The following is a 14807-nucleotide window of genomic DNA, read 5'->3' as shown; positions in this document are numbered from 1 at the left end:
TTCCTGCCGTTACTGCGACCCGATCATCTGCTCGGGACGTACCCACGCATCGAATTCCGCCTCGGTCAGGTAGCCGAGCGCGAGCGCGGCCGCCTTCAGCGTCGTGCCTTCCTTGTGCGCCTTCTTGGCGATCTGCGCGGACTTGTCGTAGCCGATGTGCGGATTGAGCGCCGTCACGAGCATCAGCGATTCGTTCAGCAGCAGGTCGATCCGCGAGCGGTTCGGTTCGATGCCCACCGCGCAGTGGTCGTTGAAGCTCTGCGCGCCGTCGGCGAGCAGCCGCACCGACTGCAGCACGTTGTGCGCGATCATCGGCCGGAATACGTTCAGCTCGAAGTTGCCGCTCGCGCCGCCGACGTTCACCGCGACGTCGTTGCCGAACACCTGGCAGCACAGCATCGTCACGGCTTCCGACTGCGTCGGGTTCACCTTGCCCGGCATGATCGAGCTGCCCGGCTCGTTCTCCGGAATCGACAGCTCGCCGAGCCCGCAGCGCGGCCCGCTCGCGAGCCAGCGGACGTCGTTCGCGATCTTCATCAGGCCGGCTGCCACCGTCTTCAGCGCGCCGTGCGCGAACACCAGCGCGTCGGCGGCCGCCATCACCTCGAATTTGCTCGGTGCCGTCACGAACGGCAGTTTCGCGAGCCGGCCGATTTCATCGGCGACGCGCACCGCGAACTCCGGATGCGCGTTCAGCCCCGTGCCGACCGCGGTGCCGCCGAGCGCGAGTTCGTACAGGTGCGGCAACGCCGATTCGACGTGACGGATGCCCTGGTCGAGCTGCGCGACGTAGCCGGAAAACTCCTGGCCGAGCGTGAGCGGCGTTGCGTCCTGAAGGTGCGTGCGGCCGATCTTCACGATGTCTGCAAACGCCTTCGACTTCGCGTCGAGCGTCGTGCGCAGCGTGCGCAGCGCCGGCAGCAGGTGGTTGACGATCGCGTACGCGGCCGCGACATGCATCGCGGTCGGGAACACGTCGTTCGACGACTGGCCGCGGTTCACGTCGTCGTTCGGATGAACCTTGCGCGCTTCGCCGCGCTCGCCGCCCAGCAGTTCGCTCGCGCGATTCGCGATCACCTCGTTGAGGTTCATGTTGGTCTGCGTGCCGGAGCCCGTCTGCCACACGGCGAGCGGGAATTCGCGCGGATGCTTGCCGGCGATGATCTCGTCGGCCGCGTCGATGATCGCGCGCGCCTTGTCGTCGGCCAGCACGCCGAGCGACTGGTTCACGGCCGCCGCGGCGCGCTTGACGATCGCGAGCGCGTGGATCAGCTCGGGCGACTGCTTCTCGGTCGAGATCCGGAAATTCTGCAGCGAGCGCTCGGTCTGTGCACCCCAGAGCCGGTCGGCCGGCACGGCGATCTCGCCGAACGTATCGCGTTCCATCCGAACTGCTTCGTTCATGATCCACTCCTCCAGGAAAGGGGAAAGGCCGCGCATCGTTGCGCGGCATCAGACGTAATCAGACGTATCGTGAGGCAGTCGCGCCGCTCGCGCGGCGTCTTGAGATCTTCAACCGACAAGCATAGCGCCGGCCCGGATTTCGCGTCGTGTCGCGCTCAGTGCGGCGACGTAACGAGCGACGCGCTCTTCAGATGAAAGCGCCACGCCATCAGCACGGCCACGCTGGCGAGCCCGGCCGCGAGGCCCCACCAGAGGCCACGGGCACCGAGGCCCACGTGGAACGCGAACCAGTAGCCGGTCGGAAAACCGATGCCCCAGTAGCCGAGGGTCGCCGCGAGCATCGGGATGCGCGTGTCCTTCAGGCCGCGCAGCGCACCCGATGCGACGGTCTGCGCGCCGTCGACGATCTGGAACACCGCTGCGATGCCGAGCAGCGACGCGGCGAGCGACACCGTGGCCGCGTTGGCCGGATCGCCGAGGTTCAGGTACAGGCCGACGATCGCGTGCGGCGCGACGATCAGCACGATGCCCGACAGCGTCATGAACGCGACACCGAGGCCGAGTGCGACGAAGCCCGCATGGCGCGCGGCGACGGGCGCCCCTGCGCCGACCCAGTAGCCGACCCGCACGTTGGCGGCCTGGCCGATCGCGAGCGGCACCATGAAGGCCACCGATGCGACGTTCAGCGCGATCTGGTGTGCGGCAAGCGCCGTCGCGCCGAGTACGCCGATGGTCAGGCCGGTGGCGAGGAACAGTGTCGATTCGACCCCGTACGTGATCGCGACCGGCCAGCCGATGCCGATCAGTTCGCCCATCATCGGCAGCTTCGGGCGCGCGGCGGTCACGAAGTGACGGAAGCGCTGCCGGCCGTGCAGCAGCCAGATCAGTGCGAGCGCGGTGAGCCAGATCGTGATGGTCGTCGCAACGGCCGAGCCGAGGAAGCCGAGGCGCGGCAGCCCGAACGCGCCGTGGATCAGCCCGTAGTTGAGTACGCCGTTGACGCCGACGCCGCCGATCGACACCCACAGCAGCCGGCGTGCGGCGCCGATCGCGGGCAGGAAGGCGCGCATCAGCCCGACGCCGATCAGGCTGCCGAGCGCGGCGAAGCGCAGGATGCCCGTGTATTCGCCGACGTGATGCGCGAGCAAGGGCGGCTCGTGGAACATCAGCAGGATCGGTTCGGACAGCGACAGCGCGATGATGGCCGGGATCGCGAGCAACACGGACAGCGCGAAGCCGGTCCAGTAGATGTGCGGGACGCGCTCGTCGGCCTTGGCGCCGCGCGCATGCGCGACGCTGACGCTGACCGACGACAGCACGCCTTGCAGCACGGTCACGATGACGAAGAAGAAGTTCGCGCCGAGCCCGCCCGCTGCGAGCGAATCGGGGCCGAGCGAGCCGAGCAGTACCGTGTCGGTGACGCTCATCGCCATCTGCGAGAGCTGCGCGATCGCGAGCGGCGCGGCGAGGCGCGCGGTATCGGCGGCATGACTGGACAGGGACGGCGGCACGGCGGCCGTCCGTGTAAGACCGGAATGCGACATGGAATGGGCGCTCGCGCGGGTGCGGGCCCGCGCTATATGTATTTATTTTGAGAGACAGCTAGCTTACGGCTTAATTCGAACTGTGTCGAACGCGCGCACCGATGGCCATGTCGCAGGCAGGGGAACGCTAGGCTTCGCGCACGGCAATGCGCGTGTCGCCGAGCAGGACGACCTGGCCCGCGCGGATCTTGCAGGTCTTGCGCAGCTCGACCGCGCCGTCGACTTTCACCGCGCCGGACGCGACGATCAGCTTCGCGGTGCCGCCGCTGTCTGCGAGGCCGGTGATCTTGAGAAGGTTGTGCAGCTCGACGTATTCGCCGGTCAGCGTGAAATCCAGATTGGGCATGACGAAGAAGGTGCGCGATGCGCGGGAGGAATCGCCCCGCATCATACGGCACCGCGGGCCGGTGCGCGAGCGCGGTCGGCTGCCGCATGCAGTTGTTAGGGAATGTGAGCCATTCGTCAGCAAATGAAACGGTGGGTAACAGTCTGAGAGATTCGAGAACCGGCCATGCGCGCCGCGGGTCTTTTGTCGTGCCTGCTGCGTGTTGCGGCGGGGGACGCCACGGACCGCATCGCTGCGGTTCGGGCTCACAACTTCCTGAGGAGAATTGCCATGTCCAAGATTCGTACGATGCTGATCGGTGCCGCGTTGACGGCGTTCGCCACTTCGGCCGCATTTGCCCAGACGGGCGCGGCGGCGCAGGGCGCAGCCGGAGCCGGCATGCAGGCACAGACGCCGGCAGCGGGTGTCGGTGCAGGCGTGCAGGGTGGTGCGGGCGCGAACGCGTCGGGCAATGCGGTCGGCGGTGCAACCGATGCGGTCGGCGCAGCAGCCGACGGCGCGAAGGATACGGCGTCGTCGGCCGTCCATTCGGCCAAGAAGCACGCGAAGCATGCCGCGAAGTCGGCCAAGGGCCATGCGGGTTCGGCCAAGGCGAAGACCGGTGAAGCGGCCGAGGGTGGCGCAGCGGTCGGTGCGGAGGGTGGTGCATCGGCCCAAGGCACTACGCAGTAAGCGGTGCCCGATGCCGCGTGACGCTCGTCCCGGACGGCGCGTCGCGACGGCGGCCGTCCGACGGCCCGGTGCGCGTTGCGCGAACCGGGCCGTTTTCATGTGTTGATGTGATGGGGCGCGCCGTTACGGCCGGCGTTGGCTTTGCCCTTGTCCTTGCGCCGGCCGCACGGCCGCCGGGGTGAATACGCTGCGCAGCCACGCGGCGAGCCGGGCGAACACGTCGTACGGTTCCTCGATGAAGATCTCCGGCTTCAGCAGCCGCAGGTATTCCATGATCTGCTGCGCTTCCTGCTTCTGGAACGAGCCATGCGAGAGCCCGAGCCGCAGCAGCCCGCGCAGTTCGCCGAGCTTGTCGCGCGCGGTGCTGCCGACGCTCATCTCGCACGCGAGCTTGGCCTCGTAGACCCGTTGTCGCAGCGATTCCGCGAGCCGCCATGCAGGCGTCTGCATCAGTTCCTCGAGCGTCTGGATGTCTTGCGCCGCCCCCTTGATCTGCGAGGCGAGCGGGTCGACCAGCGACGGGTCGCCCTGCGCTTCGGCGACGATCGCTTTCGCCCAGTCGCGGCACGCCTTCGCGAGTTCGTCGGGGGTCCATTCGGAGCGGAATGCGAAGCCGAAGCCGAATTCGCCGGCCTGCTGCATCAGGATGGCGACGACGTCCGGAAATTCCTTGTCGAGCGTGCGTTTTGCCCACGCGTACTGGCCGCCCTGCAGCATCCGCTGCACCGCGTGCTCGGTCAGCGGCACCATGTTGTCGAGCAGTTTGGCGCGCAGGAAATCCTCGAACGACGGCGTCGCGAACTGCGGGTCGAGTTTCAGCGACACGCGGACGAACGCGTCGTAGTCCTTGCGCAGGGACTCGAGTGTGTCGTCCTTGAGGGAAAGGGTGATCTGGCCCATGAATCGTCTCGATGGCGGCCCGCGCAAGCCGGCGGCCGGCACGGCGCACCGGAGCGGGCGCAGCGTCGACTGACCGGTGCGCGCCGAGGCCGGTGGCGGGTCTTCATTCCCTATATCGGCGTGCCGGACGAAAACTTGAGCGTGCTTGACCGAGCGTGTACTCAGGCGGGCAGCCAGTGGGGCAGCACGACCCCTTGCCAGAGAAAGAACACCGCGAGCCCCGCCGCGATCGTCACGAGCGGGCGGCGGGTGGCTGCCGACACGAGCACGGCGGCCAGCGCGCCGACGAGCTGCGGATTGCGCCAGGTCAGCTCGGCCGTACCGCCGTGCGGCGAGACGGTCATCGGCACGATGATCGCGGTCAGCACGGTGACGGGCACGAAGCCGAGCGCGGTCCGCACGAGCGGCGGGAAGGTCAGCCGTTCGCCGAACAGGAACAGCGTCGAGCGGATTGCGTACGTGATGACGGCCATCCCGAGAATCAACAGCGCGTAGCTCACGATGCGGCCTCCGTGCGCGAGCCGGCGCGCGTGCGTTCGTGCAGCAGCGTGAGCGCGACGCCGATCGCGACGCCGGCGGCAACCGCGCCGAGCAGCCCGAGTTTGTACGGCCAGCCCTGCCAGAAGTATGCCAGCGTGCCGGCCGTCACGGCCGCCGCGAAATAGCGCAGCGTGCCGAGCTGCGGGACGACGATCGCGATGAAGGTCGCCGCCATCGCGAAATCGAGGCCGAGCGACTGCAGACCCGGGAACGCGGCGCCGAAGCCGATGCCCGCGAGCGTCCAGACCTGCCAGTTCAGGTACATCGCGAGCCCCGAGCCGAAGAAGTAGTGGGGGCCGATCGCACCGGGCGGGAAGTGCCGGTAGTGCGCATAGGCGACCGCAAACACCTCGTCGGTCATCAGTGCGCCGAGCGTCGCGCGCCAGCGCAGCGGCAGGTGCGCGACATAGGGCGCGAGCGTCGCGCTGTACAGCAGGTGACGCAGGTTCACGATCAGCGTGGTCGCGAGCACGACGACAAAGCTCGCGCTGCCCGCGATCAGGCCGAGCGCGATGAACTGCGCGGAGCCCGCGAACACGGCGAGCGACATCAGCGCGCCATGCCACGGGGCGAGCGGGCCGCCGCCAACGAGCGTGCCGAAAATCACGCCGAACGGCGCGGCGCCAACCATCATCGGGATCGTGTCGCGTGCGCCGTCGAGCCATTCGTTGAACGGGCGGCGGGCAGGCGATGCGGGTGTCGGGTTCAAAGGGTGCTCCTCCATGAACTGGAGGATAGCGGGCAGGTGACCGGCCGGCTTGTATGTTCTTGCGCTCGCGGGATCGGGCCGGAGCTTGCCTGCTTGCCGGCGCCGCCCGCAATCGCGGTGGCGGGCCGTGCGCCGCCGTGTGTCAGCTCGCCTGCCAGCGCCCGGGCGGCACGCCGAACATGCGTTTGAAATGTCGGGTGAAGTGGCTTTGGTCGACGAAGCCGCTGGCTGCCGCGACATCGGCGACGGGTACGCCCGCGCGCAGCGGCGCCAGCGCGCGCTGCAAGCGCAACTGGTTGCGCCAGGCATGCGGCGGCATGCCGGTCGTGCGGGTGAACAGGCGCGCCGCGTGGAACGGCGACAGGCCGGCCGCGTGCGCGACTTCGTCGAGCGTCACCGTGCACATGAGATCGGCGGCGAGCCGCTCGCGCATCGCGTCGACGCGCGGCTCGTCCGCCGCGAGCGGCGCCGGTCGCGGCAGGGCATCGGCATGGCGCACGATCAGCGTCGACAACGCATCGAGCATCGCCGTCTCGGCAGCGAGCGGATCGTAGATGCGCGGTGCGCCGGTCGCCGGATCATGCGCCGGCTGCCCGTGCGCCTGCAAGGGCAGGGCGCGCTCGCTGCCGGCCTCCATCATCCGGTGCGCCAGCGTGAGCCGGGCTGCAAGATCGGCGTCGCGAATCACGTCCGGCGCAAACCACGGCGCGTCCTGCGGGCGGCCGGCAATCGCACTGGTGAGTTCGCGGATGAATTCGACCGGCATGTAGCTGACGCGATAGCACCAGCCCTCGTCGGCCGCGCGCGAACCCGTATGCACCTCGCCGGGATTGATCACGGGCACGGAGCCGGTTTCGGCGACATAGCCGCTGCCGCGATAGGTGAAGCGTTCCGCGCCTTCGAGAATCACGGGGATCGTGTACGCGTCGTGCCAGTGCGGTGCGAACGTGTGGTCGCGATAGGTGGCCGTGACGAGATCCGCATCCGGCAGCAGCGGCGTGCGCCAGTAGCGTGCTGAGTCGGGAAGGCGGGTGGCGGACATGATCGGGCGCGGAAGCGGTCGAATCGACAGTGTATCGCTCGCGCGCCCGGCAGGCGTGCGCTTTACTTGACCGGAATCGTCGTGCCGGCCGGCATCGGCACCGCGGTGACGGCGTTCTTCGGGCTGCCGCTGACGATGCGGTCGCTGTAGGTCAGGTAGACGATCGTGTTGCGCTTGGCATCGACCACGCGCACGACGTGCAGGGTCTTGAAGATGAACGACATGCGCTCGCTGAACACGTCGGTCTGCTGCTTGAGCGGCTCCTTGAAGCTGATCGGGCCGACCTGCCGGCATGCGATCGACGCTTCGCTCGGATCCTCGGCGACGCCGAGCGTGCCCTTGATCCCGCCGGTGCGGGCGCGCGACACGTAGCAGGTCACGCCGTTCACGACCGGATCGTCATACGCCTCGACGACCACGCGATCGGAGCCGGTGACGCGGAAATGGGTGTTGACGCTGCCGACTTCCTCCGCGTGCGCGAGCGGTGCCGCGGCGAACGCGGAAAGCAGGAGGGCGAAGGGGGCTGAGCGGAGGAGGCGATGCTTCATCGACGGAACCGGATGCGAATGCGGGACAGAGACTCTAGCATGCGCACGACCGGGCGATGAAAGGCGGGCCGGAAAAACAAAAGGCCCGTCGAATGACGGGCCTTTCGCTATTTGGCTCCCCGACCTGGGCTCGAACCAGGGACCTACGGATTAACAGTCCGGCGCTCTACCGACTGAGCTATCGGGGAATAAATCGGTACATCTGCATGCGTGTTTGTCTACCAGCAAAAAGCCCGTCCACTTTCAACGGGCCTTTGCGTTTTTGGCTCCCCGACCTGGGCTCGAACCAGGGACCTACGGATTAACAGTCCGGCGCTCTACCGACTGAGCTATCGGGGAACAAACAACAACAGCAGAGAAACGAGATTGTATGGAGTGTTCGCTAACCTGTCAATACTTTTGAGCGACGAGGCACAAAATTTTTTGCAGGGTTGCCGTGCGATCAGCGCTCGAGCAGGTGCAGTTTGTCCTGCACGTCCTTCCACTCGTCCGCGTCGGCCGGTGCCGGCTTGGTCTTCGTGATCGACGGCCAGTCCTTCGCCAGCTCGGCGTTCAGCGCGGTGAACTGCTGCTGGTCGCCCGGAACGTCTTCTTCGGCATAGATCGCATTGGTCGGGCACTCGGCGACGCACACGGCGCAGTCGATGCACTCGTCCGGATCGATGGCGAGAAAGTTGGGACCTTCACGGAAGCAATCCACCGGGCACACATCCACGCAGTCCGTGTATTTGCACTTGATGCAGCCTTCGGTCACAACGTGAGTCATTAAAACGCTCCTGCTTGGCGGTATATATGGGGTGGCGTTTGCGCCAAAACCGGCATTGTAACTGAAGCGCAAAACCCGCATGGCGTGGTCGGCTATCCGGCTTATATCGTTTCGTGATTAGTTTATGGGGGCCCGCCCAGAGGCTCGCCGAAGGGGCACGCCCAGCGGGCCGCATGTACCGTACGCCGGTGCGGCCGGAGCAGGGCGGCAGGCGGTTTCACGATGGTCGGGCCCGCATTCGGGTAACATGGCCGACAGACCGGGCGGCGCGCGGTGCGCCGGGGCCCTGTCTCGATATTGGCGGTGCCGTAATCATGATCATCACTTCGCTGCTCGACACGGATCTCTACAAGTTCACGATGATGCAGGTCGTCCTGCATCACTTCCCCGCTGCAAGCGTCGAATACCGTTTCCGGTGCCGCACGCCCGGCGTCGATCTCGTGCCGTACATCGACGAGATTCGCGACGAGGTGCGCGGCCTGTGCGCGCTGCGTTTTTCCGACGTCGAACTCGACTACCTGCGGCGGATGCGCTTCATCAAGAGCGATTTCGTCGATTTCCTCGCGCTGTTCCACCTGAACGAGAAGTACATCTCGATCACGCCGTCGCCGAAGGGCAACGGCGAGATCGACATCGCGATTACGGGGCCGTGGCTGCACACGATCCTGTTCGAGATCCCGGTGCTCGCGATCGTCAACGAAGTGTATTTCCGCAACACGCAGCGCGAGCCCGACTATCGCGAAGGCCGCGAGCGGCTGTGCGAGAAAATCAAGCTGCTCGGTGCGAAGCCGGAATTCGCCGACTGCAAGATCGCCGACTACGGTACGCGCCGGCGCTTCTCGAAGGTCTGGCATGAGGAAGTCGCGCTCACGCTGCGCGACGGCCTGGGCCCACAGTTCGCGGGCACGAGCAACGTGCTTTACGCGATGAAGCACGGCATCACGCCGCTCGGCACGATGGCGCACGAGTACCTGCAGGCATGCCAGGCGCTCGGCCCGCGGCTGCGCGATTCGCAGATCTACGGCTTCGAGATGTGGGCGAAGGAATACCGCGGCGACCTCGGGATCGCGCTGTCGGACGTTTACGGGATGGATGCGTTCCTGAACGATTTCGACATGTACTTCTGCAAGCTGTTCGACGGCGCGCGCCACGATTCGGGCGATCCGTTCGAATGGGGCGAGCGGATGCTGCGCCATTACGAGTCGAACCGTTGCGACCCGCGTACCAAGGTGCTCGTGTTCTCTGACGCGCTCGACATCCCGAAGGTCATGCAGTTGTACGAACGGTTCCGCGGCCGCTGCAAGCTCGCGTTCGGCGTCGGCACGAACCTCACCAACGATCTCGGCTACGTGCCGCTGCAGATCGTGATCAAGATGGTCCGTTGCAACGGCCAGCCGGTCGCGAAGCTGTCGGATTCGCCGGGCAAGAGCATGTGCGACGACAAGGCGTATCTCGCGTACCTGCGCCAGGTGTTCGGCATCGCGCAGCCGGTCGAGGAAGACGCGTCGAAGTAAGCGTCGGCCGAACGGCCAAAACTGCGTTGGGGCGAGGTCGGCCGGTATAATCCGACGGTATCGCCCGCCAACGTCACGAGGACCGTTCATGGACACTTCCGCTGCCCGTCGCCAGATCCTCGCGCGCATTCGCGCGGCGCAGGGGCGTGCGGCCGAACCCGATGCGGCCGAGCGCGACGGCGTTGCCGACTATCTCGCCCGTCATCCGGAGGGCCCGCGTCCGCCGGCGCCGGCCGATCTCGTCGCCGCATTCGTCGACGAAGCGGCCCGTCTGTCGACGACGGTCGACGAAGTCGCGACGCTTGCCGACGTCCCTGCCGCCGCGGCACGTTACCTTTCCGCTCACGGCCTGCCGACGCAGGCCGTCGCGTGGCGCACGCTGGCCGATTTCGACTGGGCGGGCGCAGGCCTGTCGGTCGAATGCCGCAAGCCGCGCGACGGCGATCTGGTCGGCCTCACCGGCTGCTTTTGCGCGACCGCCGAAACCGGCTCGCTGGTGCTGTTGTCCGGCCCCGACACTTATGCGTCGGCCGGCCTGCTGCCGGAAACTCACATCGCGATCGTTCCCGCGTCGCGGATCGTCGCCGGTCACGAAGACGCGTTTGCGCTGATCCGCTCGGAGCGCGGCGAATTGCCGCGCGCGGTCAATTTCGTGTCGGGCCCGTCGCGCACGGGCGATATCGAGCAGACCATCGTACTGGGCGCGCACGGCCCGTACCGCGTTCACGTGATCGTCGTACGGGGCGCATGACGCGCCCGCCGCATCCACTACCACTCGAACAAGGAAGTTCTGCATGAAACGACATGCCGCCTGGGCGGGCATGGCGTCGGGAATTGCGCTTGGCGCCGTTCCCGCGCTTGCATCGGCCGCAACGCTCGACGGTGCCACGCTGTCTGCTCTCTGGGGCATCCCGTTCGCCGGGATCCTGCTCTCCATCGCACTGTTCCCGCTCGTCGCCCCGGTGTTCTGGCATCACCACTTCGGCAAGATTGCGGCCGGGTGGGCGATCGTGTTCCTGATCCCGTTCGCGTTCGCGTTCGGCGCGGGCACCGCGTTCGGCACGCTCGTGCACGCGCTGCTCGAGGAATACATACCGTTCATCGTGTTGCTCACCGCGCTCTATACGGTCGCGGGCGGCATCTGCGTGAACGGCAACCTGCACGGCACGCCGAAACTGAACACCGCGATCCTCGCGCTCGGCACGCTGCTCGCGAGCGTGATGGGCACGACCGGTGCCGCGATGCTGCTGATCCGGCCGCTGCTGCGCGCAAACGACAACCGCAAGCATGTCGTGCATGTCGTGATCTTCTTCATCTTCCTCGTCGCGAACGCGGGCGGCTCGCTGTCGCCGCTCGGCGATCCACCGCTGTTCCTCGGTTTCCTGAATGGCGTGAGCTTCTTCTGGACGACCACGCACCTCGCGCTGCCGATGCTGTTCATCTGCGCGGTGCTGCTGACGCTGTTCTTCGTGCTCGATACGTACTTCTACCGGAAGGGCGGCGAGGAGCGGCCGGCCGTGCTCGACCCGACGCCCGACAACGACAGGCTGTCGATCGACGGCAAGATCAATTTCGTGCTGCTTGCGGCCGTGATCGGCCTGGTGCTGATGAGCGGCGTGTGGAAGCCGGGCATCACGTTCGACGTGTGGGGCACGCACGTCGCGCTGCAGAACCTCGTGCGCGACGTCGCGCTCGTAGGCGTGACGCTCGCGTCGCTCGCACTGACGCCGCGCTCGGCGCGCGAGGGCAATGCGTTCAACTGGGCACCGATCGAGGAAGTCGCGAAGCTGTTCGCGGGGATCTTCGTGACGATCGCACCGGTGATCGTGATCCTGCGCGCCGGTGCCGACGGTGCGTTCGCGCAGATCGTCCATCTCGTCACGGGGCCGGACGGCAAGCCGATCGACGCGATGTACTTCTGGGCGACGGGCATCCTGTCGTCGTTCCTCGACAACGCGCCGACCTATCTCGTGTTCTTCAACCTCGCGGGCGGCGATGCCCAGTCGCTGATGACGACCGGCGCGTCGACGCTCGCCGCGATTTCCGCGGGCGCGGTGTTCATGGGCGCGAACAGCTATATCGGCAACGCACCCAACTTCATGGTGAAGGCGATCGCCGAATCGCGCGGCGTGAAGATGCCGAGCTTCTTCGCGTATCTCGGCTGGGCGCTGGTCGTGCTGATACCGGTATTCCTGCTGACGTCGTGGCTCTTCTTCACGGCGTAAGCTGACGATTTTCAACCTAGAGCGGGCGGTCCCGGCGGCGCACGGTGCGCTGCGATCCGCCCGCGGCATGCGGAGATGGCGATGCAGAAGATCCTGGTCGCGCGTCCGATCTTTCCGGACGTGATCGAGCGGCTCAAACAGTATTTCTACGTCGACTGGAACAACGGCGACGCACTCGCTCCCGACGTGCTCGCCGCGCGTCTGGCCGACAAGGACGGCGCGCTGACGGCCGGTGACCCGATCGGCGCTGCCGAGCTCGCGGCGGCGCCGCGCCTGCGCGTCGTGGCGAACATGGCGGTCGGCTACAACAATTTCGACATGGCCGCGTTCAACGCGGCGAACGTGCTCGGCACCAACACGCCCGACGTGCTGAACGAGTCGACCGCCGATTTCGGCTGGGCGCTGATGATGGCCGCAGCACGCCGGATCGCCGAATCCGAGCACTGGCTGCGGGCCGGCCACTGGCAGAAGTGGGCGTACGACGGTTTCCTCGGCAGCGACATCTACGGCTCGACGCTCGGCGTCATCGGAATGGGGCGCATCGGCCAGGCGCTCGCGCGCCGCGCGCGCGGCTTCGGGATGCAGGTGATCTATCACAACCGGTCGCGCGTCGCGCCCGAGATCGAGGCCGAGCTGAATGCCGAATACGTGTCGAAGGACGCGCTGCTCGCTCGTGCCGATCACGTCGTACTCGTGCTGCCGTACACGAAGGAGAACCATCACACGATCGGCGCGGCCGAACTCGCGAAGATGAAGCCCACCGCGACGCTGACCAACATCGCGCGCGGCGGGATCGTCGACGATGCGGCGCTGGCCGTCGCGCTGCGCGACGGGACGATCGCCGCGGCCGGCCTCGACGTGTACGAAGGCGAGCCGACGGTCCATCCGGCACTGCTCGAGGTGCCGAACGTCGTGCTGACGCCGCATATCGCGAGCGCGACCGAAAAAACGCGCCGCGCGATGGCGAACCTCGCCGCCGACAACCTGATTGCCGCACTGGGCGAGGGGCCGCGCGCGGGGCAGCCGCCGAATCCGATCAACCCTGACGTGATCGGGAAGCCGCGCGCATGACGATGACGTTGTTGCTTGCGGCGGTCGTCGTGCTGGCCGTCGCGCTTGCCGTGGCGATCGTCGCACTCGTGCGTGGCGGTGGCCACCACGACGATGCGGCGGTACTGGGCGATCAGATCGAGGACGCCGCGCATGCGCAGGCGCGCGCGGTCGAGCGGCTCGAACGCGAATTGCGCGGCGAGATCGTCGAGAACGCGCGCGGCTCGCGCACCGAGCTGGCCGGCAGTTTCGCGCAGCTTCAGCAGACGCTCGCCGCGCAACTGACGAGCGTGGCGACCGTGCAGAACAACCAGATCGAGGGTTTCGCGCAGCAGCTCGGCAAGCTGGTCGCCGGCAATGCGCAGCAGTTCGACGCGATGCGCGAGAGCGTGCAGCGCCAGGCGCAGCAGGCGCGCGAGGAGCAGACAGGGGCGCTCAGGCTGTTCGGCGACACGTTGAACCGGCAGCTCACGCAACTGACCGAGGCGAACGACCGCCGGATCGGCGAGGTGCGCGCGACGCTCGAACAGCGGCTGAAGGAAATCGAGACGAACAACGCGGCGAAGCTCGAGGAGATGCGCCGCACCGTCGACGAGAAGCTGCACGCGACGCTCGAGCAGCGGCTCGGCGAATCGTTCAAGCTCGTGTCGGACCGGCTCGAGCAGGTGCATCGCGGGCTGGGCGAGATGCAGACGCTCGCGGCGGGCGTCGGCGATTTGAAGAAAGTGCTGACCAACGTGAAGACACGCGGCACCTGGGGCGAAGTGCAGCTCGAGGCGCTGCTCGAACAGATGCTGACGCCCGAGCAGTACGCGAAGAACGTCGCGACGGTGCCGAAGAGCAGCGAGCGTGTCGAGTTCGCGATCCGGCTGCCGGGGCGCGATGCCGGCACGCGCGACGCGCCGCCCGTGTGGCTGCCGATCGACGCGAAATTCCCGCGCGAAGACTACGAGCGGTTGATCGATGCGCAGGAGCGCGCCGATGCGGCGGCGGTCGAGGAAGCGGCCCGCGCGCTCGAAGCGCGCGTACGGCAGGAGGCGCGCACGATCGCCGAGAAGTACGTCGCGCCGCCGCACACGACCGATTTCGCGTTGCTGTTCCTGCCGACTGAAGGGCTTTATGCGGAGATCCTGCGTCGCCCGGGGCTGACCGACCTGCTGCAGCGCGACTATCGCGTGACGGTCGCCGGCCCGACGACGCTCACCGCCTTGCTGAACAGCCTGCAGATGGGCTTCCGTACGCTCGCGATCGAACAACGGTCGAGCGAGGTGTGGCAGGTGCTCGGCGCGGTGAAGACGGAGTTCGGCAAGTTCGGCGACGTGCTCGCGCGCACGAAGTCGCAGCTCGAAACGGTCACGCGCTCGATCGAGGCCGCCGAGCAGCGCACGCGCGTGATGAACCGGAAGCTGAAGCAGGTCGAGGCGCTGCCAGGCGACACGGCGGCCGGGCTGCTTGGCGCGGAAGGTGTCGACGGTGCGGACGCGGACGACGCATGACGTACACGGCCGACATCGGCCTGAAAGCAAAAACGGGCGCCGCGGCGCCCG

15 protein-coding genes and 2 tRNA genes are annotated in these 14807 nt (G+C 67.2%); 6 read left to right on the top strand and 11 right to left on the bottom strand.

Annotation, left to right across the window (positions count from 1 at the left end):
• Positions 1-9: 9 nt before the first annotated feature.
• From fumC to G3N61_RS00555, 3 genes are all read right to left on the bottom strand, one after another.
• The gene (fumC, locus tag G3N61_RS00565) at positions 10-1404 is read right to left on the bottom strand and encodes a class II fumarate hydratase (protein ID WP_043181919.1); all 1395 of its coding nucleotides are present in this window, start codon (positions 1402-1404) and stop codon (positions 10-12) included.
• A gap of 155 nt (positions 1405-1559) precedes the next feature.
• Positions 1560-2948, bottom strand: coding sequence for a multidrug efflux MATE transporter NorM (gene norM / locus G3N61_RS00560; RefSeq protein WP_205821098.1), 1389 nt, complete (start codon positions 2946-2948; stop codon positions 1560-1562).
• A gap of 127 nt (positions 2949-3075) precedes the next feature.
• On the bottom strand, positions 3076-3294 hold the full coding sequence (locus G3N61_RS00555; protein ID WP_006486208.1) for an RNA-binding S4 domain-containing protein: 219 nt from the start codon (positions 3292-3294) through the stop codon (positions 3076-3078).
• Between the two features lie 270 nt (positions 3295-3564).
• On the opposite strand from G3N61_RS00555, the gene G3N61_RS00550 reads away from it, so the two are divergent.
• Positions 3565-3966 (top strand): hypothetical protein, encoded by a 402-nt coding sequence (locus G3N61_RS00550; RefSeq protein WP_205821097.1) that lies wholly within the window; start codon positions 3565-3567, stop codon positions 3964-3966.
• 123 nt (positions 3967-4089) lie between these two features.
• Here G3N61_RS00550 and G3N61_RS00545 read toward each other — a convergent pair whose 3' ends face one another.
• The 8 genes from G3N61_RS00545 to fdxA all read right to left on the bottom strand — a co-directional run bounded on the left by G3N61_RS00545 (position 4090) and on the right by fdxA (position 8471).
• A complete protein-coding gene (locus G3N61_RS00545; RefSeq protein WP_043181926.1) occupies positions 4090-4866 on the bottom strand; it encodes a DUF4088 family protein in 777 nt (258 codons plus the stop codon).
• A gap of 161 nt (positions 4867-5027) precedes the next feature.
• The gene (locus G3N61_RS00540; RefSeq protein ID WP_043181927.1) at positions 5028-5366 is read right to left on the bottom strand and encodes an AzlD domain-containing protein; all 339 of its coding nucleotides are present in this window, start codon (positions 5364-5366) and stop codon (positions 5028-5030) included.
• Positions 5363-6130, bottom strand: coding sequence for an AzlC family ABC transporter permease (locus G3N61_RS00535; RefSeq protein WP_089450146.1), 768 nt, complete (start codon positions 6128-6130; stop codon positions 5363-5365). The genes G3N61_RS00540 and G3N61_RS00535 overlap by 4 nt, the downstream gene beginning before the upstream one ends.
• Positions 6131-6257: 127 nt before the next feature.
• A complete protein-coding gene (locus tag G3N61_RS00530; protein ID WP_043181929.1) occupies positions 6258-7157 on the bottom strand; it encodes an AraC family transcriptional regulator in 900 nt (299 codons plus the stop codon).
• A 62-nt stretch (positions 7158-7219) separates the two neighbouring features.
• Positions 7220-7705 carry a CreA family protein gene (locus G3N61_RS00525; RefSeq protein ID WP_011351383.1) on the bottom strand — a complete coding sequence of 162 codons (486 nt, stop codon included), beginning with the start codon at positions 7703-7705 and terminating at the stop codon, positions 7220-7222.
• A gap of 112 nt (positions 7706-7817) precedes the next feature.
• Positions 7818-7893 (bottom strand) — tRNA-Asn (locus tag G3N61_RS00520).
• A gap of 75 nt (positions 7894-7968) precedes the next feature.
• A tRNA-Asn gene (locus G3N61_RS00515) sits at positions 7969-8044 on the bottom strand.
• A gap of 103 nt (positions 8045-8147) precedes the next feature.
• A complete protein-coding gene (fdxA, locus tag G3N61_RS00510) occupies positions 8148-8471 on the bottom strand; it encodes a ferredoxin FdxA (RefSeq protein ID WP_011351384.1) in 324 nt (107 codons plus the stop codon).
• 314 nt (positions 8472-8785) lie between these two features.
• Here fdxA and pncB point away from each other — a divergent pair, with 314 nt between their 5' ends.
• From pncB to rmuC, 5 genes are all read left to right on the top strand, one after another.
• Entirely contained in the window at positions 8786-9985 is a 1200-nt protein-coding gene (gene pncB / locus G3N61_RS00505; protein ID WP_043181937.1) for a nicotinate phosphoribosyltransferase, read from the top strand.
• An 88-nt stretch (positions 9986-10073) separates the two neighbouring features.
• Positions 10074-10736 carry a lactate utilization protein C gene (locus G3N61_RS00500; RefSeq protein ID WP_043181939.1) on the top strand — a complete coding sequence of 221 codons (663 nt, stop codon included), beginning with the start codon at positions 10074-10076 and terminating at the stop codon, positions 10734-10736.
• Between the two features lie 43 nt (positions 10737-10779).
• Positions 10780-12210, top strand: a complete 1431-nt coding sequence (locus tag G3N61_RS00495) for a sodium:proton antiporter (RefSeq protein ID WP_205821096.1) — start codon at positions 10780-10782, stop codon at positions 12208-12210.
• An 81-nt stretch (positions 12211-12291) separates the two neighbouring features.
• Positions 12292-13281, top strand: a complete 990-nt coding sequence (locus tag G3N61_RS00490) for a D-glycerate dehydrogenase (protein ID WP_205821095.1) — start codon at positions 12292-12294, stop codon at positions 13279-13281.
• Complete coding sequence (rmuC, locus tag G3N61_RS00485; RefSeq protein ID WP_205821094.1) at positions 13278-14756, top strand: DNA recombination protein RmuC; 1479 nt, start codon at positions 13278-13280, stop codon at positions 14754-14756. The genes G3N61_RS00490 and rmuC overlap by 4 nt, the downstream gene beginning before the upstream one ends.
• Positions 14757-14807 lie beyond the last annotated feature (51 nt).

Source organism: Burkholderia sp. Ac-20349 (assembly GCF_017104865.1).
GTDB classification, from domain to species: Bacteria; Pseudomonadota; Gammaproteobacteria; order Burkholderiales; family Burkholderiaceae; genus Burkholderia; species Burkholderia aenigmatica.
The sequence above is the reverse complement of the archived record's forward strand: the minus strand, read 5'-3'. Positions and strand labels throughout refer to the sequence as shown.

Excerpts from the sequence above, each read along its gene's own strand:
- G3N61_RS00545 (WP_043181926.1), bottom strand. The coding sequence starts at position 4,866 with ATGGGCCAGATCACCCTTTCCCTCAAGGACGACACACTCGAGTCCCTG.
- rmuC (WP_205821094.1), top strand. The coding sequence starts at position 13,278 with ATGACGATGACGTTGTTGCTTGCGGCGGTCGTCGTGCTGGCCGTCGCG.
- pncB (WP_043181937.1), top strand. The coding sequence starts at position 8,786 with ATGATCATCACTTCGCTGCTCGACACGGATCTCTACAAGTTCACGATG.
- G3N61_RS00500 (WP_043181939.1), top strand. The coding sequence starts at position 10,074 with ATGGACACTTCCGCTGCCCGTCGCCAGATCCTCGCGCGCATTCGCGCG.
- G3N61_RS00495 (WP_205821096.1), top strand. The coding sequence starts at position 10,780 with ATGAAACGACATGCCGCCTGGGCGGGCATGGCGTCGGGAATTGCGCTT.
- G3N61_RS00555 (WP_006486208.1), bottom strand. The coding sequence starts at position 3,294 with ATGCCCAATCTGGATTTCACGCTGACCGGCGAATACGTCGAGCTGCAC.
- G3N61_RS00490 (WP_205821095.1), top strand. The coding sequence starts at position 12,292 with ATGCAGAAGATCCTGGTCGCGCGTCCGATCTTTCCGGACGTGATCGAG.
- fdxA (WP_011351384.1), bottom strand. The coding sequence starts at position 8,471 with ATGACTCACGTTGTGACCGAAGGCTGCATCAAGTGCAAATACACGGAC.
- G3N61_RS00550 (WP_205821097.1), top strand. The coding sequence starts at position 3,565 with ATGTCCAAGATTCGTACGATGCTGATCGGTGCCGCGTTGACGGCGTTC.
- norM (WP_205821098.1), bottom strand. The coding sequence starts at position 2,948 with ATGTCGCATTCCGGTCTTACACGGACGGCCGCCGTGCCGCCGTCCCTG.
- G3N61_RS00535 (WP_089450146.1), bottom strand. The coding sequence starts at position 6,130 with ATGGAGGAGCACCCTTTGAACCCGACACCCGCATCGCCTGCCCGCCGC.
- fumC (WP_043181919.1), bottom strand. The coding sequence starts at position 1,404 with ATGAACGAAGCAGTTCGGATGGAACGCGATACGTTCGGCGAGATCGCC.
- G3N61_RS00525 (WP_011351383.1), bottom strand. The coding sequence starts at position 7,705 with ATGAAGCATCGCCTCCTCCGCTCAGCCCCCTTCGCCCTCCTGCTTTCC.
- G3N61_RS00530 (WP_043181929.1), bottom strand. The coding sequence starts at position 7,157 with ATGTCCGCCACCCGCCTTCCCGACTCAGCACGCTACTGGCGCACGCCG.